Annotated in this window: 20 protein-coding genes and 1 tRNA gene; 6 read left to right on the top strand and 15 right to left on the bottom strand. The window is 61.7% G+C overall.

What is annotated here, in order from left to right:
• Nucleotides 1–11: 11 nt before the first annotated feature.
• The 3 genes from FG13_RS19860 to FG13_RS19850 all read right to left on the bottom strand — a co-directional run bounded on the left by FG13_RS19860 (nucleotide 12) and on the right by FG13_RS19850 (nucleotide 1,282).
• Nucleotides 12–590 (bottom strand): PIN domain-containing protein, encoded by a 579-nt coding sequence (locus FG13_RS19860; protein ID WP_035823641.1) that lies wholly within the window; start codon nucleotides 588–590, stop codon nucleotides 12–14.
• On the bottom strand, nucleotides 590–1,054 hold the full coding sequence (locus tag FG13_RS19855) for a helix-turn-helix domain-containing protein (RefSeq protein WP_035823639.1): 465 nt from the start codon (nucleotides 1,052–1,054) through the stop codon (nucleotides 590–592). The genes FG13_RS19860 and FG13_RS19855 overlap by 1 nt, the downstream gene beginning before the upstream one ends.
• Nucleotides 1,055–1,206: 152 nt before the next feature.
• Nucleotides 1,207–1,282, bottom strand: a tRNA-Arg gene (locus FG13_RS19850).
• Nucleotides 1,283–1,481: 199 nt separating this feature from the next.
• Between FG13_RS19850 and FG13_RS19845 the strand changes: the two genes are divergently transcribed.
• Complete coding sequence (locus FG13_RS19845; protein WP_035823637.1) at nucleotides 1,482–2,042, top strand: c-type cytochrome; 561 nt, start codon at nucleotides 1,482–1,484, stop codon at nucleotides 2,040–2,042.
• Nucleotides 2,043–2,181: 139 nt separating this feature from the next.
• Here FG13_RS19845 and FG13_RS19840 read toward each other — a convergent pair whose 3' ends face one another.
• The gene (locus FG13_RS19840) at nucleotides 2,182–4,251 is read right to left on the bottom strand and encodes a M13 family metallopeptidase (protein WP_035823635.1); all 2,070 of its coding nucleotides are present in this window, start codon (nucleotides 4,249–4,251) and stop codon (nucleotides 2,182–2,184) included.
• 182 nt (nucleotides 4,252–4,433) lie between these two features.
• The gene (locus tag FG13_RS19835; protein ID WP_035823634.1) at nucleotides 4,434–6,509 is read right to left on the bottom strand and encodes a M13 family metallopeptidase; all 2,076 of its coding nucleotides are present in this window, start codon (nucleotides 6,507–6,509) and stop codon (nucleotides 4,434–4,436) included.
• A 497-nt stretch (nucleotides 6,510–7,006) separates the two neighbouring features.
• On the opposite strand from FG13_RS19835, the gene FG13_RS19830 reads away from it, so the two are divergent.
• The 3 genes from FG13_RS19830 to ybaL all read left to right on the top strand — a co-directional run bounded on the left by FG13_RS19830 (nucleotide 7,007) and on the right by ybaL (nucleotide 11,689).
• On the top strand, nucleotides 7,007–8,449 hold the full coding sequence (locus tag FG13_RS19830; protein ID WP_035823632.1) for a S41 family peptidase: 1,443 nt from the start codon (nucleotides 7,007–7,009) through the stop codon (nucleotides 8,447–8,449).
• Between the two features lie 196 nt (nucleotides 8,450–8,645).
• Nucleotides 8,646–9,767 (top strand): beta-ketoacyl-ACP synthase III, encoded by a 1,122-nt coding sequence (locus FG13_RS19825; RefSeq protein WP_035823630.1) that lies wholly within the window; start codon nucleotides 8,646–8,648, stop codon nucleotides 9,765–9,767.
• A gap of 209 nt (nucleotides 9,768–9,976) precedes the next feature.
• On the top strand, nucleotides 9,977–11,689 hold the full coding sequence (gene ybaL, locus FG13_RS19820) for a YbaL family putative K(+) efflux transporter (protein ID WP_035823628.1): 1,713 nt from the start codon (nucleotides 9,977–9,979) through the stop codon (nucleotides 11,687–11,689).
• Nucleotides 11,690–11,747: 58 nt separating this feature from the next.
• Here ybaL and FG13_RS19815 read toward each other — a convergent pair whose 3' ends face one another.
• On the bottom strand, nucleotides 11,748–13,793 hold the full coding sequence (locus FG13_RS19815) for an NADPH-dependent 2,4-dienoyl-CoA reductase (RefSeq protein WP_035823626.1): 2,046 nt from the start codon (nucleotides 13,791–13,793) through the stop codon (nucleotides 11,748–11,750).
• Nucleotides 13,794–13,953: 160 nt separating this feature from the next.
• On the opposite strand from FG13_RS19815, the gene FG13_RS19810 reads away from it, so the two are divergent.
• Nucleotides 13,954–14,535, top strand: a complete 582-nt coding sequence (locus FG13_RS19810) for an SRPBCC family protein (RefSeq protein WP_235211776.1) — start codon at nucleotides 13,954–13,956, stop codon at nucleotides 14,533–14,535.
• A 2-nt stretch (nucleotides 14,536–14,537) separates the two neighbouring features.
• Here the strand turns inward: FG13_RS19810 and FG13_RS19805 are convergent, their stop codons facing one another.
• From FG13_RS19805 to FG13_RS19790, 4 genes are all read right to left on the bottom strand, one after another.
• The gene (locus tag FG13_RS19805; protein WP_035823624.1) at nucleotides 14,538–14,993 is read right to left on the bottom strand and encodes a hypothetical protein; all 456 of its coding nucleotides are present in this window, start codon (nucleotides 14,991–14,993) and stop codon (nucleotides 14,538–14,540) included.
• 42 nt (nucleotides 14,994–15,035) lie between these two features.
• A complete protein-coding gene (locus FG13_RS19800) occupies nucleotides 15,036–15,476 on the bottom strand; it encodes a DUF2721 domain-containing protein (protein WP_035823621.1) in 441 nt (146 codons plus the stop codon).
• A gap of 112 nt (nucleotides 15,477–15,588) precedes the next feature.
• Nucleotides 15,589–16,545 carry a prolyl aminopeptidase gene (gene pip / locus FG13_RS19795; protein WP_035823619.1) on the bottom strand — a complete coding sequence of 319 codons (957 nt, stop codon included), beginning with the start codon at nucleotides 16,543–16,545 and terminating at the stop codon, nucleotides 15,589–15,591.
• Between the two features lie 78 nt (nucleotides 16,546–16,623).
• The gene (locus FG13_RS19790; RefSeq protein WP_034752896.1) at nucleotides 16,624–17,106 is read right to left on the bottom strand and encodes an Lrp/AsnC family transcriptional regulator; all 483 of its coding nucleotides are present in this window, start codon (nucleotides 17,104–17,106) and stop codon (nucleotides 16,624–16,626) included.
• Nucleotides 17,107–17,258: 152 nt separating this feature from the next.
• Here FG13_RS19790 and FG13_RS19785 point away from each other — a divergent pair, with 152 nt between their 5' ends.
• Nucleotides 17,259–17,879 (top strand): LysE family translocator, encoded by a 621-nt coding sequence (locus FG13_RS19785; protein ID WP_035828500.1) that lies wholly within the window; start codon nucleotides 17,259–17,261, stop codon nucleotides 17,877–17,879.
• Here the strand turns inward: FG13_RS19785 and FG13_RS19780 are convergent.
• The 5 genes from FG13_RS19780 to FG13_RS19760 all read right to left on the bottom strand — a co-directional run bounded on the left by FG13_RS19780 (nucleotide 17,816) and on the right by FG13_RS19760 (nucleotide 23,169).
• Nucleotides 17,816–19,252 (bottom strand): hypothetical protein, encoded by a 1,437-nt coding sequence (locus FG13_RS19780; RefSeq protein WP_152598813.1) that lies wholly within the window; start codon nucleotides 19,250–19,252, stop codon nucleotides 17,816–17,818. The two genes, FG13_RS19785 and FG13_RS19780, sit on opposite strands and share 64 nt — an antisense overlap.
• Nucleotides 19,253–19,370: 118 nt before the next feature.
• Nucleotides 19,371–20,111, bottom strand: a complete 741-nt coding sequence (gene phbB, locus FG13_RS19775; protein WP_035823615.1) for an acetoacetyl-CoA reductase — start codon at nucleotides 20,109–20,111, stop codon at nucleotides 19,371–19,373.
• A gap of 141 nt (nucleotides 20,112–20,252) precedes the next feature.
• Nucleotides 20,253–21,431 carry an acetyl-CoA C-acetyltransferase gene (locus FG13_RS19770; RefSeq protein ID WP_035823614.1) on the bottom strand — a complete coding sequence of 393 codons (1,179 nt, stop codon included), beginning with the start codon at nucleotides 21,429–21,431 and terminating at the stop codon, nucleotides 20,253–20,255.
• 214 nt (nucleotides 21,432–21,645) lie between these two features.
• Complete coding sequence (locus FG13_RS19765; RefSeq protein ID WP_035823613.1) at nucleotides 21,646–22,131, bottom strand: phasin family protein; 486 nt, start codon at nucleotides 22,129–22,131, stop codon at nucleotides 21,646–21,648.
• A 129-nt stretch (nucleotides 22,132–22,260) separates the two neighbouring features.
• Nucleotides 22,261–23,169, bottom strand: coding sequence for a LysR family transcriptional regulator (locus FG13_RS19760; protein ID WP_035823611.1), 909 nt, complete (start codon nucleotides 23,167–23,169; stop codon nucleotides 22,261–22,263).
• Nucleotides 23,170–23,237: the final 68 nt, after the last annotated feature.

Below are 23,237 nucleotides of genomic sequence, written 5' to 3'. Positions count from 1 at the left end.
GGGAGCGGGCGCTAGAGCAAGGCAATCGCGGAACGCAGCAACTTGCCCAGTTGCGGCAAGCCTTGCGCTTCGTAAGTGGCAATCAGTTCGGCGGCGGATCTGGTTGGTTTTCGCAATCGCGCCCGGTTTTCCTTGACGACACTGAGCATGCGTATCGGCGCGAGTTCATACTGCGCTACCAGAAAATCATCGGGGTGCAAGACTTCAATGTTGTGCCCTCGCATGATCGCGTCCGGGAAGTCTTTGAGATTGAATGTGACGATAGCGTCTGCATGCCCCACGATGGCTGCCGCCAACACGTGCCGGTCATCGGCATCGGGCAAGACCAAGGCATCAATCAGATATTCGTATGACTCGATTACGCCGTCCTCCACTGCCTCGGCCATCAGCGCGCTGGTGCGCGCCAAGGCCGAAGGGTCCAGATCAGGCCGCTTGAGCAGCAAGTTGCGCTGCCACTCCTCCTGTATCTGCGCAGTCCAGCGTGCGCTGAAGATACCGTCCGCCGCCAAACTCAGCAATAAATCGCGCAAGGGTGCCGGGTACAACACACAGGCATCGAGGACGGCAGTGTAACGGTAGTATCCGGCCATCAGTACCCCAGTTCAAGCTCCTGCGCCTGATCTGCCAAGGCCTGCAAGGCCTGTTGCGAACGCCGTTTGCGCTCATCCTTGTATTGCACCACATCCTCAAAGCGCAACCGGCGGTGCGTACCCACCTTATGATGGGGAATCTTCCCAGCCTCGAGCAGCCGCACCAGATAAGGCCGCGACATATTCAAATACATCGCCGCTTCCTGCGTCGTCACATCATGTTCCTTCGGCATGACCGTCACGGCCTTACCTTGCGCCAGGGTACCCAGGACATCGGCAAACAGGCGCAACACATTCGGCGGCAAGCGCAGCAAGGGGGCATCGCCCAAGTCTTGCGCTCCCTCTTCCAGAACGGCAATCTGCACGGCACGCGAATGATCCAGCGCACTGACCAGACAGCGTTGCGCCGCTTTCGCCAGTTCCAGATCTTCTTTATTTTCCAGACGATCGATTACATTCGACATGGCATTCCTCCCTGCTTTTCATTCAAGCTTACGAGTCAAACGCAATAAACGCAACCAAAATAGTATAACAATGTGTGCAGGGACAAGCACGGGGCAAGCCATCAACTGCGAATAGAGGGGAAGAATAATTGAGGAAACGACGAGGGACATCTTGGTGCGGCTGGCGGGGATCGAACCCACGACCCTTGGCTTCGGAGGCCAATACTCTATCCACTGAGCTACAGCCGCGTAGGGGGAATTTCTGAAGTGATGCGAAGGATACCGTTTTTCTTTACCTACGTCTACGGAAACTGTCGTATCGCTGGCAATTGCATGTCACTGCTCAATTTTTGTGCCTATAATTGTGGGTTTCATAAAGGTTTACATCCAAGCATGTAAAAATGCTACCTTACACGGCCATCAGTTTCAAATCTGGACTAAGGACATCATGAGCGACGCACATAACGAACAACAATCAGCGATCAAAACGCCTAAACAATTGCTTGCCGCCGTAGCTGGCTTCTTCCTCATCACCGTCATCGGCATCATCCTGCTGGTGCAGTTCGTCACGGCGCAAAAACTGACGGGCGCCGGTACCGACAGCCAGTCGCCGGAAGCCATTGCCGAGCGCCTGAGTCCGGTGGCCAACGCCGGCTTTACCTTCAAGGATGCCAGCGGTCCGAAAGTGCTGCAAAGCGGCGAAGCCGTGTACACGGCGACCTGCGTGGCGTGCCATGGCGCCGGCGTGGCCGGTGCGCCGAAGTTTGGCGACGCGGGCGGCTGGTCGGCCCGTCTGGCCCAGGGTTACGATACGGTCCTGAAACACGCCATCGAAGGCTTGCGCGCGATGCCGGCCAAGGGCGGCAATCCAGACCTCGACGATGTGGAAGTGGCGCGCGCCGTCGTCTACATCGCCAACGCGTCGGGCGGCAAGTTCAAGGAACCGGAAGTGCCGGCACCTGCCGCTGCCGCTGATGGCGCAGCTCCTGCAGCCGAGCCTGCCAAATAATTCAGCCAGCGCGCTGAATCAGGAACCGCCCGGATGGGCGGTTTTTTTTTCGTCCGCAGTTTGTGCCAGATCACACGGCGTGAAAAAGCCGCCCGGCTTGATAGCGGGGCGGCCCGGTGCTAGCGCGTCAGCACTGCTGTTACCACATGATGACGCGGTCTTTCGGTGGCAGGTACATCTTGTCGCCCGGTTTCACGTCGAAGGCTTGGTAGAAGCCGGGCTGGTTGCGCATGGTGCCGTTGGCGCGGAACTGGCCTGGCGAGTGCGGGTCCGTTTTCAGCAAGACCAGTTGCTGCGCTTCACGCATCTTCATGCGCCATACCTGGGCAAAGCCCGCGTAGAAGCGTTGCTCGCCCGTGAAACCGTCGATGACGGGGGCTTTCTTGCCGTTCAGCGACAATTTATACGCTTTATACGCGATCGCCACGCCGGAATTGTCGGCGATGTTCTCGCCCAGGGTCAGTTCGCCGTTGACGAAGTGGTCCTTGACGGGGCTGAAGCTGTTGTACTGCGCCACCAGCTGCTTGGTTTTCTTGGCGAAGTTTTTATGGTCAGCCTTGGTCCACCAGTCGCGCAGGTTGCCGTCGCCGTCGTACTGGGCGCCCTGGTCGTCGAAGCCGTGGCTGATTTCATGACCGATGACGCCGCCGATGGCGCCATAGTTGACGGCGTCGTCCGCGTTGGCGTCGAAGAACGGCGCTTGCAGGATGGCGGCCGGGAAGACGATTTCGTTCAGTTCCGGGTTGTAATAGGCGTTCACGGTCTGTGGCGTCATGCCCCACTCGTCGCGGTCGATCGGCTGGCCCAGCTTGTTCAATTCACGGTTGTAGTTCAGCAAGTGCGAACGCTGGATGTTGCCGATCAAATCGTCCGGCGCCACCGTCAGGCCCGAGTAATCGCGCCATTTGTTCGGATAGCCGATCTTGGTGGTGAACTTGGCCAGCTTGATCTGCGCCTGTTTCTTGGTGACCGGGCTCATCCAGTCGAGCTTGTCGATGCTTTGCTGGTAGGCCGTCATCAGGTTTTTCACCAGCGCTTCCATGCGCACCTTGCGTTCGGCCGGGAAATATTGTTCCACGTACAGCTGGCCCACGGCTTCGCCCAGCGCGCCTTCGACGGCGCCCACGCCGCGTTTCCAGCGCGGGCGCATTTCCGTCACGCCCGTCAGGGTGGTGCCATAGAAAGCGAAGTTTTCATCGACATACGCTTTTGGCAGGTAGCCGGCGTTCGCGTGCAGCAAGTGCCACTGGAAGTATGCTTTCCACGTGTCCAGCGGCGTCTTGTTGGCGATCTCGGCAAAACCCTTCAGGTAGCTGGGCTGGCTGACGATCACGTAATTGACCTTGCCGGCGATGCCCGTGTCCTTCAGGTAACGGGCCCAGTCGTAGCCTGGCGCCACGCTGGCCAGTTTCGCCAATTCCACCTTGTTGTAGGTCTTGACGGGGTCGCGGTTCTGCACATTGCTCCATTGCGCCTTGGCCAGTTCCGTTTCCAGCGCCAGGATGGCCTTGGCATTGGCGGCGGCATTCGCGTCGCCAGCCAGGCTGAGCATTTTTTCCACGTGGGCCAGGTACTTGGCCCGCGTATCGGCCTTGCCCGCTTCCAGGTAATAATCGCGGTCAGGCAAGCCCAGGCCGCTTTGCACGATGTCGGCCACGTATTTGGTGGAATCCTTGGCGTCCTGGTGGATGCCGAAGTCGTAAGGCGAAGTCACGCCCAGCTTGCTGAAGTGGGCGATCACGGCCGGCAATTCCGCCTTGTCCTGCAGCGCGGCGATCTTCGCCAGCTCCGCGTTCAAGGGGCTCAAGCCCAGGCTTTCCAGCTTGGCTTCATCCATGAAGCTGTTATAGAAATCACCGATTTTCTGTGCATTCGAACCGGCTGCGCGGGCTTTGTCAGCGGCGGCGCCTTCGACGATGCCGCGCAGCTGCGTTTGCGTATCATCAGCCAGCTTGGCAAAGCTGCCCCAGCTCGACTTGTCGGCAGGAATCACGGTTTCCGCCAGCCATTTACCATTCAGGTGCTGGAACAGATCGTCCTGCGCGCGCACGGCAGGATCGACGTACTCGACGGCGATGCCGGACGTCAGCGCCGCGGCGGCGACGGCCGTGGCGGGAGCGGCTTTCTTGGCGCTATCAGCGGCGCCAGCCATGCCGGACACGCCGGCCAGCAAACTCAGGGTCAATGCACTTAACAAATAACGATTCACGGTTGTCCTCTATATTATATTGTGTGGAATATAAGGGTCAGAAGGCCCAAGGCTTCTGGCCCGGTTTTTGACTGTAGCATACCGGCCGAAACGACAGAAAGAACTTTGGCCAGAATGCAAAAAAGACCACGCAAGTGGTCTTTTTTTGTTGTGACAAGATAACGTTTACATGGATCTGACGTTTACCAGATGATCACGCGGTTTTCCGGGGCAACATACATCTTGTCGCCCGGTTTCACGCCAAACGCTTCATAGAAACCAGGCTGGTTGACCATGGTGCCATTCGCGCGGTACTGGCCCGGCGAATGCGGATCGGTCTTGATTTGCACGATTTGCTGCGCTTCGCGCATCTTGCTGCGCCACACCTGGCCAAAGCCCATGTAGAAGCGCTGGTCGCCTGTCAAGCCATCGAGCACGGGTGGCGGCTTGCCGCCCAGCGAGATTTTATAGGCTTTATACGCGATCGCCACGCCCGAATTGTCAGCGATGTTTTCGCCCAGGGTCAGGGCGCCGTTGACGTTGTAGCCCGGCAATGGGCTGTAGCCATCGTATTGCTTGGTCAGCGCGTCGGCCTTGGCGGCGAAATTCTTGCGGTCGGCCGGGGTCCACCAGTCGCGCAAGTTGCCGTCGCCATCGGACTGGCTGCCCTTGTCGTCGAAGCCGTGGCTGATTTCATGGCCGATGACGGCGCCGATGGCGCCATAGTTGACGGCGTCGTCCGCGTTGGCGTCAAAGAACGGCGGCTGCAGAATCGAGGCCGGGAAGACGATTTCATTCATCGTCGAGCTGTAATAGGCGTTCACCGTTTGCGGCGTCATGCCCCACTCTTCGCGGTCGATCGGCTTGCCCAGCTTGGCCACCTGGCGCGCCGAAGCGAAATTCGCCGCGCGCATCATGTTGCCCACCAGGTCACCCTGGACGATTTGCAGCTTCGTGTAATCGCGCCATTTGTTCGGATACGCGATCTTCGGCGTGAACTTGGCCAGCTTGGCTTGCGCTTCCTTCTTGGTTTCCGGGCTCATCCAGTCCAGAGTGTCGATGCTGTCCTTGTAGGCGGCCAGCACGTTTTTCACCAGTTCCTGCATGTGCGCCTTGCGCTCTGCCGGGAAATATTGCGCGACATACAATTTGCCGACGGCTTCGCCCAGCACGCCTTCGACGGCGCCCACGCCACGCTTCCAGCGCGGCTGGTTTTCCGTCACGCCACTGAGTACCGTGCCATAGAAGGCAAAGTTCTCGTCGACGAAGTTTTTCGACAGATAGCTGGCATAGCTGTTCAGCAACTGCCATTCGAAGTAGGCTTTCACGGTGTCCAGGTCGCTTGCGGCCAGTACCTTGTTGTAGCCGGCCAGGTAACTCGGCTGGTTGACGATGACGTAATCGACCTTGTTGGCGATGCCCAAGGCAGCCAGGCTGGACTTCAGGTCGTAGCCGGGGGTCAGCTCGTTAAGCTTGTTGATGTCGGTCTTGTTGTAGCGTTTGACGGGGTCGCGGTTCTCGACCTTGGTCCATTGCACTTCGGCCAGGGCCGTTTCCAGCGCAACAACAGCCTTGGCGCGGGCGGCGGCATTCTTGTCGCCGGCCATGGCCAGCATTTTTTCCACGTGCGCCTGGTATTTTTCTTTCACGCCAGCCTGCTTGGCTTCCAGGTAGTAATCGCGGTCAGGCATGCCCAGGCCACTTTGGCTCACATACACGGCGTATTTGGTGGAGGCGCGGGCATCCTGGCCCACATACACGGCGTACGGGGTCGACACGCGCGCCTGGCTCAGGTGGGCGATCAGGGCGGGTACGCCCTTCTTGTCGCGCAGCGAGCGGATGCGGTTCAGTTCGCCGGCCAGCGGCTTCGTGCCCAGCGCTTCGAGCTTGGCTTCATCCATGTAACTGGCGTAGAGGTCGCTGATTTTCTGCGCTTCGGAACCAGCTTTCTTGTTTTTGTCCTGTTGCGTAGCGACGATGATGCCGCGCAATTGCGGCGTCGTGTCATCGCGCAACTTGGCGAACGAACCCCAGCTCGACTTGTCGGCAGGAATCTCGGCCGTGGCCAGCCACTTGCCATTCAAATGGGTGAAGAAATCGTCCTGCACGCGCACGGCAGGGTCGATGTACTGCACGTCGATGCCGGAAACGACGCCAGCGGCGGCAGGTGCGGCGCTTGGAGCCACGGTCGGGGCGGCAGCGGCGGATACGGGTTCGGCGGCATGGGCAAACGCAGCCAACAGGGTCAGGGTCAGACTGCTCAAGAGATAGCGATTCACGGATTGTCCTTATGGGGCATGTCAAAAAGACCGGGCGGATAGCTTCGGGCGGATAGCCTGCCGCGCCAGGCGCTGCAGGAATGTAGCACGTGAGCATGCCATTTGGCCATCCTTGCCCCGGAATCGCCCCTCAGTTACCCATGCTCACGCCCGTGCCTCCCATGCGAGGTCATGCAGGCTCCGGATAAAAAAAAGCCTGCGTCCGTGGACGCAGGCAAAACCACTTCGGGTCGAGAATGCGAGTCCACTATAGGGCCGCGGCACACGCTTTTTTTCGACTCTTACAAATGCTTACTCCCCTCAAGAGTAACTATACATCGCATACAAAACCGCAACATATGGCAAGCTGGCAGCCCCGTTTTCGCGCGTAGACTGGGCCCAGGCACGCTTTTTCCATGGCCGGCCCACGCCGGCAGAGATTCAGGTCTATACTTTCAACAAAGCGCCGCTCCACGGGGACTGGCGCTTGTGCAAGACACGCTAGCTGCAAAGGTGCAATGATGGGCAAACTCAAAAATACCGGCTTGATCGGCCTGGGCGTGGTGGCCGGCGTCGCCGTGTCGCTGCAATTTTCCGCCATGGCGCAAAAAAACGTCGAGCCGCCCCTGCCGCTGGAAGAGTTGCGCCAGCTGGCCGATGTGTTTGGCCTGATCAAGTCCGATTACGTGGAACCCGTCGAAGACAAGAAACTGCTGGAAGACGCCATTTCCGGCATGGTTGCCTCGCTCGACCCCCATTCCGCCTACCTCGACAAGAAAGCCTACGCCGAACTGCGCGAAGGCTCCGAAGGCAAGTTCGTCGGCCTGGGCATTGAAATTGGCCTCAGCGAAGACGGCTACATCAAGATCGTCTCGCCCATCGAGGATTCGCCCGCCTACCGCGCCGGCATCAAGGCTGGCGACCTGATCACCCGCCTTGATGGCCAGCCCGTGAAAGGCGTCAGCCTGGACGACAACGTCAAGCGCATGCGCGGCGAACCGGGCACCAAGGTGTCGCTGACGATTGCCCGCAAGGATGAACCACAACCGCTGGCCTTTACCATCACGCGCGAGGAAATCCATCAAAAAAGCGTAAAGGCGAAGATGGTCGAGCCGGGCTACGCCTGGCTGCGCGTGTCGCAATTCCAGGAACCGACCGTCGACGACATGGCCGCACAGATCACGGCCCTATATAAACAAGATCCGAACATCAAGGGCATGGTGCTGGACCTGCGCAACGATCCGGGCGGCGTGCTGCAGGGCGCCATCGGCGTCTCGGCCGCCTTCCTGCCGAAAGACGCGGCCATCGTCTCGACGAATGGCCAGCTGCCGGACTCGAAACAGGTGTTTTATGGCCGCGCCGAATACTATACTTTCCGCTCGGAAGGCGACGCGCTGGCGAAATTGCCGGCCGCCATCAAGAAAGTGCCGCTGGTGGTGCTGGTCAACACGGGCTCGGCCTCGGCCTCGGAAATCGTCGCTGGCGCCCTGCAGGATTACAAGCGCGCCACCATCATCGGCACGCAAACCTTCGGCAAGGGTTCCGTGCAAACCATCCGCCAGCTGACAGCCGACACGGCCGTCAAGCTGACGACGGCCCGCTACTACACGCCGAACGGCCGCTCGATCCAGGCCAAGGGCATCGTGCCCGACCTGCTGGTCGATGAGAATGCGGACGGCGATGGCCTCAACGGCTTGCGCATCCGCGAAGCGGACCTGACCAAGCACCTGAGCAACGACCGCGACAAGGAAAGCACCAAAGCGGCCCCCGTCAACGACGAGATGGAAGAGCAATTGCGCATCATCGCGCTGGAAAAAACCCGCAAGCCGCTGGAATTTGGCAGCAAGGACGATTTCCAATTGCACCAGGCGCTGAACCACCTGAAAGGTTTGCCAGTGCAGCTGGCCAAGGCCGAACCGGTGGTGGTGCAGGCCGACGTCAAGAAAGAACAGAAGAAGTAAGCAGTTTGGGGTCAGACCCGGCGGGTCTGACCCCATCACACGCAATACCCCCAGCACCGCTCCACGCGACAAAAATCAATCTTCCGCCACACTTCCCCTGCCCCGCAACACGAAACTCTCTACAGTCGAGCCTGTTTGTGTAAAATTTGCTTCACTTATCGGCGCCACGTCGATTGCCAAATTTGAAAGTTTAACCATGAAACAAGTCGTCATCAGCGGTACCGGACTGTACACGCCGCCATTTTCGATCTCCAACGAAGAGCTGGTCACCTGCTTCAATGCCTACGCGGAAAAATTCAATGCCGACAACGCCGACGCGATCGCCGCGGGCACCGTGACGGCGCTGGACCTGTCGAGCGTGGCCTTCATCGAAAAGGCGTCCGGCATCAAGTCGCGCTTCGTGATGGAAAAGGAAGGCATCCTCGATCCGGCGCGCATGGTCTCGCGCATTGCGGAACGGGGCGATGACGAACTATCGCTGCAGGCGGAAATGGCTGTCGCCGCCGCGCACGATGCGCTGGCCCGCGCCGGCCGCACGCCGGCCGATATCGACATGGTACTGGTCGCTTGCAGCAATATGCAGCGCGCCTACCCGGCCATGGCCGTGGAAGTGCAGGATGCGCTGGGCATCGATGGTTATGGTTTTGATATGAACGTGGCGTGCTCGTCCGCCACCTTCGGCATCCAGCAAGCCGTGGCCGCCGTGCAAAGCGGCCAGGCGCGCGCCGTGCTGGTGTTGAATCCCGAAATCACCAGCGGCCACCTGAACTGGCGCGACCGCGACAGCCATTTCATTTTCGGCGACGCCTGCACGGCCATCATCGTCGAAGCAAAAGACACGGCCGTGTCGCAGCATCAATTCGAGATCATCGGCACGGAACTCAAAACGCGCTTCTCGAATGCCATCCGCAACAATTTCGGCTTCCTCAACCGCTTTGACGAATCCGGCGTGGGCAAGGCGGACAAATTGTTCCGCCAGCAAGGCCGCAAGGTCTTCAAGGAAGTGTGCCCGATGGCCGCCGAGATGATCAAGGCGACCCTGGCCAAGGCCGGCGTGGAAGTGGCGCAAGTCTCCCGCTACTGGCTGCACCAGGCCAACCTGAACATGAATTTGCTGATCGCGCGCCTGATCCTGGGCCGCGACGCGCAAGAGAACGAAGCGCCCGTGATCCTCGACACCTACGCCAATACGTCGTCGGCCGGTTCCATCATCGCCTTCCATAAATATCAGGATGACATGGCGGCGGGCGCCACGGGCGTCATCTGCTCGTTCGGCGCCGGCTATTCCATCGGCTGCGTGGTCGTGCGCAAGCTCTGAGCGCATGGGTGTAACATCGCCTGACTCCTGAATTAGGCGATGTTCGAGGTGGATGACATGCGTTCGCGGCCACCTGGACGAAGATATAGCACAGGTTTTTTGCAATAAAGCCGCAGGAAATTTTCCGGCAGGGGCTTTGATGCGTTTATACTTGGTCGCTGAGCAACAGCTTTTTCTATCCGCACGTCCCCATAAGGAACCCCACACGCATGCCCCATGACATCAGCCTGATCACCACCATCGCCGCCGCCCTCGGGTTCGGCCTCATCTTCGGCTTCATCGCCGCGCGCCTGAAACTGCCGGCACTGGTCGGCTATCTGGCCGCCGGCATCATCATCGGACCGGCCACGCCCGGTTTCGTGGCGGATGCGGAAATAGCGGGACAATTGGCGGAAATCGGGGTGATGCTGATGATGTTCGGTGTCGGCCTGCACTTTTCCATCGAAGACTTGTGGGACGTGCGCAAGATCGCGCTGCCTGGCGCCATCTTGCAGATCGGTGTCGCCACGGCGATGGGCATGGGCCTGGCCCACTGGTGGGGCTGGACCCTCGGTGGCGGACTGATCTTTGGACTGGCCCTGTCCGTGGCCAGTACCGTGGTGCTGCTGCGCGCGCTGGAAGAACGGGGCATCCTCGATTCCCTGAATGGCCGCATCGCCGTCGGCTGGCTGGTGGTGGAAGACCTCGTCACCGTGCTGGTCCTCGTGCTGTTGCCGGCGTTTGCCGGTGCGCTGGGCGGCAAAGTCGCCCCCGGCGCCGAAACCGTCAGCCTGTGGCAAACCCTGGCCGTGACCCTGGGACAAGTGGCCGGCTTCATCATCTTCATGCTGGTCGTCGGCCGCAAGCTGTTTCCGTGGATTTTGTGGCAAGTGGCGCGCACCGGTTCGCGCGAACTGTTCACCCTGTGCGTGATCGCCGCCGCCGTCGGCATCGCCTACGCGTCCACCAAGCTGTTTGGCGTGTCGTTCGCGCTGGGCGCCTTCTTCGCCGGCATGGTGCTGCGCGAATCCGAACTGAGCCACCGCGCCGCGGAAGAGTCCTTGCCTTTGCGCGACGCGTTCGCCGTGCTGTTCTTCGTTTCCGTCGGCATGCTGTTCGAGCCGAACATCCTCATCGACAAGCCCCTGCAAGTGCTGGCCGTGTGCGCCATCATTATCTTCGGCAAGTCGATTGCCGCCTTTTTGCTGGTGATGGCGCTGCGTTATCCGCCGAAAACGGCCATCATCGTCTCGGCCAGTCTGGCGCAGATCGGCGAGTTCTCGTTCATCCTGGCCGCGCTGGGCCTGTCCCTGGGCCTGATGCCGCTGGAAGGCCAAAGCCTGATCCTGGCCGGCGCCATCCTGTCCATCGCCCTCAACCCGCTCGTCTTCAGCATGGCCAAGCCGCTGCTGCGCGTGATGAACAACAGCGATTTCGCGCGCAAGTTCGAGCGCACCACCGACCCGCTGGCCGAGCTGCCGATGACGGTACCGCAGGAAAAGCTGTCGGGCCAGATCGTCCTGGTCGGCTATGGCCGCGTGGGCCGGCGCATCGCCGCCGCCCTGATGGAACGGGGCATCCACTTCGTCGTGGCCGAGGAAAACCGCGAAATCGTCGACCAGCTGCGCAAGCAGGGCATTCCGGCCGTGGCCGGCAATGCGGGCGAACCGGCCGTACTGATCCAGGCGCACATCACGCACGCCACCATGCTCGTCATCGCCACGCCGGACACCTTCCACGTGCGCGCCATGATCGAGACGGCGCGCGCGCTGAACCCGAGCATCATGACGGTGGTGCGCACGCACAGCGAGGAAGAGGCGGAATTGCTGCGCGCGGAAAACGCCGGCAAAGTGTTCATTGGCGAGCACGAGCTGGCCAATGGCATGGCCGAACACGTGCTGCAGAGTTTTGATGCGGCGAAGAAGGGGCATGGCGGGCATTAATGCCGGCGCCCTTTCCGTCCAACAAGCCTGCCCGCTACCCAGCCGGCAGGCTTTCTTTTTACAGGCTGGCCGCCAGCTCCGCCCCTTCCCGTATCGCCCGCTTGGCATCGAGTTCCGCCGCCAGCGCGGCGCCGCCGATCTTGTGGAAGCGCGGGCCGCCCGCCTGCAGGGGCTTGCCGTCCTTGTCCGTTTCCGGCATGAGTTCCGTCAGGCTGTCCTGGCCCGCGCAGATGATCACGTTGTCCACCGCCAGCAGGCGCTGCTCGCCGCCCACGGTGATGTGCAAGCCCTGCTCGTCGATCTTGTCGTAGCTTACGCCGGCCAGCATGGCCACGCCGTTTCTCGCCAGCGCCGCGCGGTGCACCCAGCCCGACGTCTTGCCCAGCCCCGCACCCACTTTCGACGTCTTGCGCTGCAACAGGAAGATTTGCCGCACAGGATGGGGTGCTGCGGGCGGCACCAGGCCGCCGCCGGTCGCCGCATTCAAGTCCACGCCCCACTCGCCCGCCCACGTGGCCACGGGTTGCGGCAGCGGATGCGCCGGGTCGTGCAGCAGATACTCGCCCACATCGAAGCCGATGCCGCCCGCGCCGATGATGGCCACGCGCGCGCCCACGGGCTTCTTGGCTTGCAGCACATCGAGGTACGACAGCACCTTCGGATGGTCGATGCCGGGAATGGCCGGCAGGCGCACCTTGATGCCGGTGGCGACGATGACGTCGTCATAGCCGCCGGCCAGCAATTGCTCGCGCGTGACGCGCTGGCCCAGGCGCAGCTTGACGTCCAGCAGCGCCAGCCGGCGCGCAAAATAGCGGATGGTTTCCGTAAATTCTTCCTTGCCCGGTATCTGCATGGCCACCTTGAACTGGCCGCCGACGCTGTCGCTGCTGTCGAACAGGGTCACCGCGTGCCCGCATTCGGCGGCCACGCAGGCGGCGGACAAGCCGGCCGGTCCCGCGCCGACGACGGCCACCCGGCGCGGCACGGCCTTTTTCGCGTAAACAAGTTCCGTCTCATGGCAGGCGCGCGGGTTGACCAGGCAGCTGGCGCGCTTGTTGGCGAACGTGTGGTCGAGACAAGCCTGGTTGCAGCCGATACAGGTGTTGATCTCGTCGGCGCGGCCGGAGGCGGCCTTGGCGACAAAATCGGAGTCGGCCAGGAAAGGGCGCGCCATCGACACGAGGTCGCAGTCGCCCCGCTCCAGGATGGCATTGGCTTCGTGCGGCATGTTGATGCGGTTCGACGCCACCACGGGAATCGTCACTTCGCGGCGCAATCGGCCTGCCACGGAAGCGAAGGCGGCGCGCGGCACCGAGGTGACGATGGTGGGCACCCGCGCCTCATGCCAGCCGAAACCCGTATTCAAAATCGTCACGCCGGCCTGCTCCAGGGCCTTGGCCACCGTCACCACGTCGTCCCAGGTATTGCCGCCCTCGACCAGGTCGAGCAGCGAGTGGCGGTACATGATGATGAAGTTGGGGCCGACGGCGGCGCGGATGCGGCGCACGATCTCCACGGGCAGGCGCATGCGGTTCTCGATCGTGCCGCCCCAGCGGTCCTGGCGCAGATTCGTGCGCGCGCACAGGAACTGGTTCAGCAAATATCCTTCGCTGCCCATCACTTCGATGCCGTCGTAGCCCGCCTTTTGCGCCAGGCGCGCGCAGCGCACGTAGTCGCAGATGGTGCGTTCGATGCCACGCTCGCTCAGGGGACGGGGACGGAACGGCGAGATCGGCGACTTCTTGGCCGATGCCGACACGACGAACGGCTGATAGCCATAGCGGCCCGCATGCAGGATCTGCATGACGATCTTGCCGCCCTCCTCGTGCACGGCGCGCGTCACCTTGCGGTGGTTCGGCACGTCGCCGAGGAAATTGAGGGTGCCCCCGAACGGCAGCAGCCAGCCCTGGCGGTTCGGCGAGATGCCGCCCGTGACGATCAGCCCCACGCCGCCGCGCGCCCGTTCGCGGTAAAAGGCGGCCAGCTTGCCATAATGATAAAAACGGTCTTCCAGGCCCGTGTGCATGGACCCCATGATGACTCTGTTGCGCAAAGAGGTAAAACCCAGGTCGAGCGGGGCCAGCAGGTGGGGATAGGCAGTCATGGTGATCGGTCCGGTAGAGGTGGTATGCAGGCCGTACGGTAGCAAGCATTGCCGATCGCCGCAGTGTATTTCTCTAGACCGGGAGTTCTAAATCGCCCGGCGCGCGGGCCGGCGATGGGTACAGCTTGTGCCGGGCGCAAGTTTCCCGTAGGCTAGGTGCATGACGCGACTCTTCCTTTGCCTGCTGATGCTGTGCGCCGTCCCCGCGACCGCGCTGGCACAGGCGACACGCCTGGACAAGCTGAAGGTCGACGTCAAGCGCATCGAGGTCGACGGGCAGCGCATGTATGAAGTCGATGCCAGCGGCAGCGTGCAGGCGCCGCCGGCGTCCGTCTGGAAGACCCTGACCACCTACGAGCGCATGAATGAGTTCGTGCCCGACCTCAGCTCCTGCCGCGTGCTGTCGCGCAACGGCAATGAAGTCATCATCGAGCAGCAGGGCATGGCGCGCTTCCTGTTCATGAACCACCCCATCCACCTGGTGGTGCGGGCCACGGAAACGCCGTTCACGGCCATCGATATCGCCCTCGTTTCGGGCGACATGCGGCACTACGAATCGCGCTGGAATCTGTATCCCATCCCCGAAACGGGCGGCACGCGCATCGTCTTTTCCAGCCGGCTGATGCCGGGCTTCTATGTGCCCGGCATGCTGGGCACGACCATGATACGCGGCGATATCGAGCGCATGATGGCGGCCGTGCTCACCCGCATCGACAGCCAGTACGCCGACAAATCGGGCTAAAATTACGCCAGATACGTGTCGCGGTCGCGGATTTCCGCGAAGTTTTCCAGGCTGCCCAGCTTGACCGTCACGGGGTTCAGGCTCGCTTGCGGCTGCATCGAGCGCCAGGCGAACAGCCATTCCTGTTCCGCCGCTTCGGCGCGCGTCTTGGTGAAAGCGGCGCCCAGGGCGGCGCGCTGGCCATACTCAACGACGCCATCGATACCGGCCCAGCTGGGCAAGGTGCGCTGCACGGCGCGGTGCAGGCGTTCGCCGAATTCTTCCGTATTGTGGATGATCAGACAGGCGTCGGCCGGGGCGAACAGATCGAACAGTTGCTTGTCCCACACTTGCGAAAAGCTCAGGGTCAAACAATTGCCCGCAGGCGCCAGGCGGAACTGGCCCAGGCTCAGCGCCAGCTCGAGTTCGCTGCGCTGGCCGTAGCGGTGCAGGGTGGGGGGACGTTTGTAATCGTGCATGCTGGACTCGTTCTTCAATAGTAGGGTAAACCGGCGCGCCGCTTAGCGTGGCGGGCGGATATGGCGCCGGATGCGCTGGGCCGTCGCGGCCAGATAAATTTCGCGCAATAAATAGATAAAACAGCCGATCAGGCAAATCACGGCCAGCACAAAGAAGGCCGCGATGTATTTGTCCAGGGTCAGGTTCAGAATATCGCCCAAAAACAGCATGGCGATGATGACGCAGACGAAGAAACCGCACGCCGTGCTCAGCGAAATCGAATAATTGATCAGATGGGTACGCTGATACAAGGTATCTAGCTCATCCATATAGAAATCGTTGTAGCCGATGTCGAGCCGGTCTTCCAGCACGCGCGTGCGGTCGATGATGCGGCCCAGGCGGTTGGTCAGCACCACCAGCATGGTGCCGATACCGGTCAACAGGAAAACCGGCGCAATCGCCAGCTGGATGATATGGCCGATGTCGCCGATCTGTATGTTCATGGATAAAAAGTCGTGGGTTCACACCGGCGCCCGACCCTGGCGCCAGCACAGGCCATAGTGTAGCAGGTGGCGCACGCCGGCTGGCCGCTTTGCCAACCGGCGTGGTCTGGCGTCATGCGAAGCCGCGCCCCGGCACGAAGCGCTCGGTGGCGCGCACCAGCGCCGAAGCGATGCCGTGTTCGAGCGCGCCATGGCCCGCGTCCGGGATCATTTCCAGCTGCGCGCCGGGCCAGGCTTGCTGCAAACGGTAGGCCGACAGCGGCGGGCAGATGGCGTCGTAGCGGCCCTGCACGATGACGGCCGGCAAATGCGCGATGCGCCCCATGTTGCGGATCAGCTGGTCTTCCTCGAAAAAACCGAGATTGGCCATGTAATGCGATTCGAGCCGGCCCACGCCCAGGTCCAGCGCATCGTTCGGCGCATCTTCCGGCTGCGGCATCAGGTACACGCGGCGCCCTTCGAAGCGGCTCCAGGCGCGCGCGGCCGGCCAGTACACGGCCGGATCGCTGCTGAGGATGCGTTGCACGTAGGCCGCCAGCAAGTCGCCCCGCTCCTCGGCCGGAATGGGCGCGGCAAATTCTTCGTACAGTTCCGGATAAAACCAGCGCACGCCTTCGATGAACCAGTCGATTTCCGCCTGCGTGCACAGAAAAATGCCGCGCAACACAAAACCGAGGCAGGCTGCCGGATGCGCCTGGCCATACGCCAGCGCCAGGGTCGACCCCCAGGAGCCGCCAAACACCAGCCATTGGGCGATGCCGAACTGGGCACGCAAGCGTTCGATGTCCTCGATCAGCAACTGCGTCGTGTTGTTGCGCCATTCGCCCAGCGGCGTGGACTTGCCGGCGCCGCGCTGGTCGAACAGGATCACGCGGTAGCGCTGCGGGTCAAAAAAGCGGCGGTGCTGCGGCGACAGGCCCGCGCCGGGGCCGCCATGCAGGAACAGCACGGGAATGCCGTCGGGATTGCCGCACTCTTCCCAGTAAATGGTGTGGATGTCATCGACCGCCAGCATGCCGTGCCGGTTCGGCGACAGGGCGGGAAACAGGGGTGACAGGGTATCTGGCATGGCGGTCCTTGGAGTGGCGGTCAGGGCGCCAGACGCGAGTCCTGGCAACTATTCCAATTATAGTGCGCCCCCGGCGCCTCAGGCCAGCAGCAAAGGCAGGCGGTTCGACGACTTGATTTCGCGCATCGACAGGCTGGACTGGATCTCCGCCACGCCAGGCAGGCGGCGCAGCACGGTCGAGACGAATTCGCCATACGCTTCCAGGTCGCGCGCCACCACTTGCAGGAAATAATCGGCTTCGCCGGCCACATTGTGGCACGACAAAATCTCGGGAATCGTCGCGATCGCTTGCTCGAACTGCGACGGCTGTTCGCCGCCATGGTTGGCAAACACGACCCGCACGAAGGCCACCAGGCCGATGCCCAGCTTCTTGCGGTTGAGCAAAGCCTGATAGCCGGTAATGAAACCTTCCTCTTCCAGGCGGCGCAAGCGGCGCCAGACGGGGGTTTCGCTCAGTTTCAAGCGCTCGGCCAGGCGTGCATTCGACAGCCGTCCTTCATCCTGCAACAGCCTGAGTATCTGCAAATCGGTGGCGTCGAGGCTAACTTCTGAAATTTTCATCTAATTTTTGTTTTTATACGAGTGGAATCTACCCGAATACTAGGGCATGCAGGGCAGGAAAAGCAAGCACATTTCATCGCAGCAAGAACATAATGGAAACCGGCGAGCAGGCTGCACCGTGCGCATGCTCCCGCTTTCTTTTCGACTGGCCCATGTCCGATTCTACCTTCCTGATGTACCTGCTGGCACTGGCTGGCGCCTTTTTATTACCGGGCCCCGATATGGCGCTGGTACTGGCGACGGGCGCCGCGCGCGGCGTGGCCACGGCGCTGGTGACGGCCGTGGGCATTGCCGGCGCGCGCGCCGTGCATGTGGCGCTGTCGGGCGCGGGCCTGGCGGCGTTGATGGTGACGCATCCGCAAGCCTTGCAGTGGGTCAAATGGGCGGGCGCCGCCTACCTGCTGTACCTGGCGCTGCGTTTGCTGCAGTCGGCCCTGTCGAGCAAAACGGCGCAGGAAGCAGCCGCTCCCGCCACGGCGCATGGCGCCCGCGCCAGCCTGGTGCGCGGCTTCCTGACGAATCTGCTCAATCCGAAGGCACTGCTGTTTTGCAGCATGTTCCTGCCGCAATTCGTCGTCGGCAGCGAGCAGGTCGGCATGCAATATCTGCGCCTGGGCGCCGTGCTGGTGCTGATGGGCCTGCTGTTCGATGCCCTGTATGCGGTCCTGGCCGCGCGACTGGCGCGCCGCCTGCGCGGCAAACCCTCGCCTTACGGCAAGTTCGTGCTGCCCACCGTCTTCGTCTTGCTGGCCGGGCGGCTGGTGCTGGGCTGACCTTCAGGCGGAAGCGTCGCCCCGTCGGCAAAGAAGGCGGGATAATCGTTCAGCAGGCTGCGCTCCAAATCGTTGACCTTGCGAAATTGCCGCAGCGACGGCGCCATGGCCCGCCCCGCATCCCAGCTGCGCCAGGCATTCGGCGCATCGAACTGCGCCAGCAAGGCGTCGCCCAGGTCCTGGTACGCGGCCGCCATCTGCGGCCTGGCCTGCAGCACTTGCAGATACAAGGCGGTTGCTTCCGGCCATTGCCCCAGCTTGGCACGCAAATTTCCCTCGAACAAGGCCAGGACGGGCTGCGCCATCCCCGTTTGCCTTCTCAATTCCTGCACGGTAGCCAGCGCGTCCGCGATGCCCTCCTTGTCCTTGGCCAGCAATCCCCGCGTCAGATCGTGGATGGGCTGGCATTCCTGCATGGCCCGTATCTGCTGGGGCGACAGCTTGTCGACCAGTTCACCCGTGGAAAAATGGTCTTCCAGCATGGTCAAGAAAGCCTCGAAGGGCTTTTCCGCGGCAAAGAGCTTTTCCGCTTCGCTGCGCAGCGCGAGATGTGCCTGGGGGCCCAGCGGCGGCAGCGACGCCGCCTGCGCCAGCACGCTTTCGAGCGGCGGCGCATTGGCCGCCAGCGCGCGGGGCCGGTAGCCGGCCAGGGAATACGTGGCGGGCGCCCCCACCGTCATGGCGCTGATGCGGAAATGGCGCGCGACCTTGCCGCCCACTTCCTCATAGTGCAAGGTGAGGTCGGCGGGAATGCGCTTGCCATCGGCCAGCAGCTTCAGCACCAGCGGATGGCCGCCCCAGGTGTAGCGCAAGTACTGGGCAAACGCCGTCGCATCGTCATTACTGACGGGGCTGCCAGCAATGCCCAGGCGCAGCAGGGGGTGTCCGTCGAGCGACCACAGCACTGCGCCGTCGAGCACTTGCGGCGCCAGCGCGTTGCGCCGCCTGGCCGCCGGCACGGACAACGCCTGTTCTTCATACACAGGCGGCGTGACGTGGGCTTGCAAGCCGCCAGCCTGGAGCGCGCCAGCCATGCCCTGGCGATGCGCGATCTCGATGCGGCGAAAACCCGCCACGTCGAGCAGTGAATAGCTATCGTAGGTGGACGCCGCCATATCGATCAGGTGGCGGCGGCGCGTGGCAAAGTCGAGCACGGACAGGCTCTTGCCGTCACGCACGCTCAGGTAATGTTCGCCCAGCACGACGTCGCTTTCCTGCGTAGCACGCGCGGGCAAGCTGGTTTTCACGCCGGGCTGGTTGACACGCTCGGTCGTCACCGTGACGTGGAAGGCGACGCTGGCCTGGGCCGCGCTGGCGCCCAGGAAAATGATGGCGGCCACGCTGGCGCGGCGCAAGGCGGGAACAAGAATCATGGAGATGATGCAGTGGAGAAATACTGATTTTAAGGCAAATCCGGCCATCCCCTTGTTTTGCTGGCCAGCATAAAAAAAGACAGCCGCAGCTGTCTTTTTCGTTTTACCTCAACAACGATTACGACATGTGCTGGCCGCCGTTGATGGAAATGTTGGCGCCCGTGACGAACGCCGCTTCATCGGAAGCCAGGTAAGCGACCAGGCCGGCCACTTCTTCCGGCTTGCCCAGGCGCGCCATCGGAATTTGCGGGATGATTTTGCTGTCGAGCACTTCCTGTGGAATCGCCATGACCATCTTGGTGCCGATGTAGCCAGGCGAGATGGTGTTGACGGTCACGTTCTTGCGCGCCACTTCCAGCGCCAGCGACTTGGTGAAACCATGCATGCCGGCTTTCGCGGCCGAATAGTTGGTCTGGCCGAAGGCGCCCTTCTGGCCATTCACGGACGAGATGTTGATGATGCGGCCCCAGCCGCGTTCCACCATGCCGTCGCAGACGGGCTTGGTCATGTTGAAGACGGAATCGAGGTTGGTGCCCATCACGGCGTCCCAGTTCGGCTTGTCCATCTTCTTGAACGTCATGTCGCGCGTGATGCCGGCGTTATTCACCAGCACGTCCACAGGACCGATTTCCGCTTCCACGGCCGCCACGCAGGCAGCCGCCGAATCGTAATCGGCCACGTCGCATGGGTAGGCCTTGAAGTCATAGCCCATGTCCTTCGTCGTCGCCAGCCATTCCGCGACCTTCGGATTGCCTGGGGAATATGTGGTCACCACGCGATAGCCGAGCGCCGCCAGCTTGAAACACACCGCTTCGCCCAGACCGCCCATGCCACCAGTTACCAATGCAACTCTTGCCATTTTCATCCCCTCAGTGTCGTTCTATTGCTAAAAAGTTAATTATTTAAATAAAGCAGCACAAAACCGCCGCATGACGGCGGCGTACCGCATCGAACCAGGCCGCCGCGCGTATGCGCAACAGCCTGGGTTCGTGCCAGCTACTTAATCGCGCTCGATCGCGAGCGCCACACCCATGCCGCCGCCGATGCAAAGTGCTGCCAGGCCTTTCTTGGCGTCGCGGCGTATCATTTCGTGGATCAGGGTGACCAGGATGCGTGCGCCGGACGCGCCGATCGGGTGGCCGATGGCGATCGCGCCGCCGTTCACGTTGATCTTGCTGGTATCCCAGCCCATTTCCTTGTTGACGGCAATCGCTTGCGCGGCAAACGCTTCGTTGATTTCCATCAGGTCCAGCTCTTCATGCGTCCAGCCGGCTTTTTTCAGGCACAGACGCGATGCGGAGACGGGGCCCATGCCCATGACGGCCGGGTCCAGGCCCGACGAAGCGTAGGCCTTGATGCGCGCCAGCGGCTTCAAGCCCAGTTCCTTCGCTTGCGAAGCGGACATCATGATGACGGCGGCGGCGCCGTCGTTCAGGCCCGACGCGTTGCCGGCCGTGACAGTACCGTCCTTGGCGAACGCGGGGCGCAGGCCGGACAGCGATTCCAGGGTCGAACCAGGCTTGATGTATTCATCGCTGTCAAAGACGACGGTGCCTTTTTTGTTGGCGATTTCCAGCGGCAGGATTTCATCCTTGAACTTGCCCGCTTTTTGTGCCGCTTCCGCCTTCAGTTGCGACTGCAGCGCGAACTCATCCTGCTCGGCGCGCGTCACTTCGTATTTCTTGGCGACGTTTTCCGCCGTGATGCCCATGTGGTACTGGTTGTACACGTCCCACAAGCCGTCGACGATCATGGTGTCGATCATCTTGAAGTCGCCCATGCGGAAACCGTCGCGCGAGCCGTTCATCGCGTGCGGCGAAGCGCTCATGTTTTCCTGGCCACCAGCGATGATGATGTTGGCGTCGCCGCACTTGATCGCTTGCGCCGCCAGGTGCGTGGCCTTCAGGCCGCTGCCGCATACCTTGTTGATGGTGAATGCCGGGATGGAGCTGGGCAGGCCAGCCTTGATGACGGCCTGGCGCGCGGCGTTCTGGCCGACGGCGGCCGTCAGTACCTGGCCCAGGATCGCTTCGCCGATCAGGTTCGGGTCGATGCCGGTTTGTGCCAGCAAGCCCTTGATTACATGCGCGCCCAGTTCGGACGCAGGAATCTTGGCCAGACTGCCACCGAATTTGCCGACTGCGGTACGGCCGGCGGCCACGATTACGACATCATCCATTTATTTCTCCGATATGCAGGCCACGAGGGCCAAGGTCAAGGTGCTAATAGAATCCAATGAGAATCCGGGGAAGACACAGCAAGCTGCGTTTCATTCTAGCGCGGCATGCGCCGCAGTTCCAGCGCCGCACCGCAGGCGGCGGCGATGACAACCTGCTTGCGGTACTGGCGGGCGGACTGGCGCGGCGGATAGCCGCTGCCGGGCCGCAAAACGCTTACGCCTGGCGAGCAGGACGCGTGTTTTTATTTTTATCATACCCTTCATCGGCGCCGCCGAAAGTGGTTTTTAGAAAATTATTGAAGGGAATAATCAAGGGCACGGGCGTTTGCTTTACCACCTGCAACAGCTCGCCAAATTTTTGACGCGATGCAGCAAACTCACCCTTTGTCACAGTCTCGAATTTCTCCTGGGTTTCTTGAGCAACATCCTTTGCCTGGCGGCCATATGCACCGATGCGCTCGATGGCCAGTTGCGACTGCGTGCGCGACAGTTGCAGCAGCGCTTGCGTATCCTTCACGGACAGCAGCTGATTGCCCGCTACCGTAGCGGCGGCCAGCGCCGAGCGGGCCGTATCGAGCTGCAATTCCAGCACGCTGGCACCGCTGTCGACGACGGCCTGGGCATACGCTTGCGCGCTGATCAATTGTGCTTCCACCACGGCCTTGCCGGCCAGTGCCCATTGTTCGGAAAATGAAAACATGTCGTTTCTCCCCAAAGAGTAGGCGACGCCATGTTGCGCCGCACAGTGCTCAACTGTAAGCGGTGGTTCATTGCTGAACCTTGATATTTATCAAGCTTTCCTGTTGGTTTGTTTCCAACTCAACGTTGATCAAGACAACAACTTGATACCGTCGAGCGAGGCCGCGCACTGCTCGCGTATCACGCTGACGAAATCGCGCACGTACGCCTTGTCCTGCAGATGGTCCGGCACGGACACGTACAAATCGCTCCACAAGCCGTGCTCGCCCACCGGGCGCGCCACCACGTAATCGTAATCGACGTAATTCTTGATGGCCCAGTTCGGCAAGGCGGCGATGCCGCGCCGGCTCGCCACCAGCTGCAGCACGGCGACCGTCAATTCGGCCGTACGGCGTTCAAACTGGATGCCGGCCGGCCGCAGCACTTCGCGGATCAGGTCGATGCGCTCTTCCGGCACCGGATAGGTAATCAAGGTCTCGCCCGTAAAGTCGGCCGCCACCAGCCGGCGCTGCGCCTGCAGCCGGTGCTTCTGCGCCATCACCACCAGCATTTCAAAGCGGAACAGGGGAAACACGGTGAAATCGGGGCCATACGGCGAACCGATCACGAGGTCCGCCTCGCCCGAACGCAGCAAGTCCGCCGGTTCGCTGTGAAAGCCGGAGACAAGATCGATCTCCACTTCCGGCCAGCGCTGGCGGAACGCATCCATCACGGGCATGAGCCAGTCGAAACAGGTATGGCATTCGAGCGCCACGCGCAGCTGCCCCTTGTCGCCCTGCGACAGGCGCGCCACGTCGCGCTCGGCCAGCTCGATCTCGGGCAGCAGCTTGTCGGCCAGCTCCAGCAACCGGCTGCCCGTGGCCGTAAAGGCGATCGGCATCGATTTGCGCTCGAACAAAGGGGCCTTGTAGCGCTCTTCGAGCAAACGGATCTGGTGCGACAGGGCCGACTGGGTCAGGTTGAGCAGCTGCGCGGCGCGCACCAGGCTGCCGGACGAACGCAGGGCACTCAGGGTGCGCAGGTGGCGGATTTCTAGCATCGGGAAGTGGGGGGATGTACGTGAATTATTTTCATGTCATTCGATAAAATGTTTCGTTTTGATTATAG

Origin of the sequence: Janthinobacterium sp. RA13 (assembly GCF_000745325.1) — a bacterium.
GTDB lineage: Bacteria > Pseudomonadota > Gammaproteobacteria > Burkholderiales > Burkholderiaceae_D > Janthinobacterium > Janthinobacterium rivuli.
This window is presented reverse-complemented; position numbering and strand designations above follow the sequence as displayed.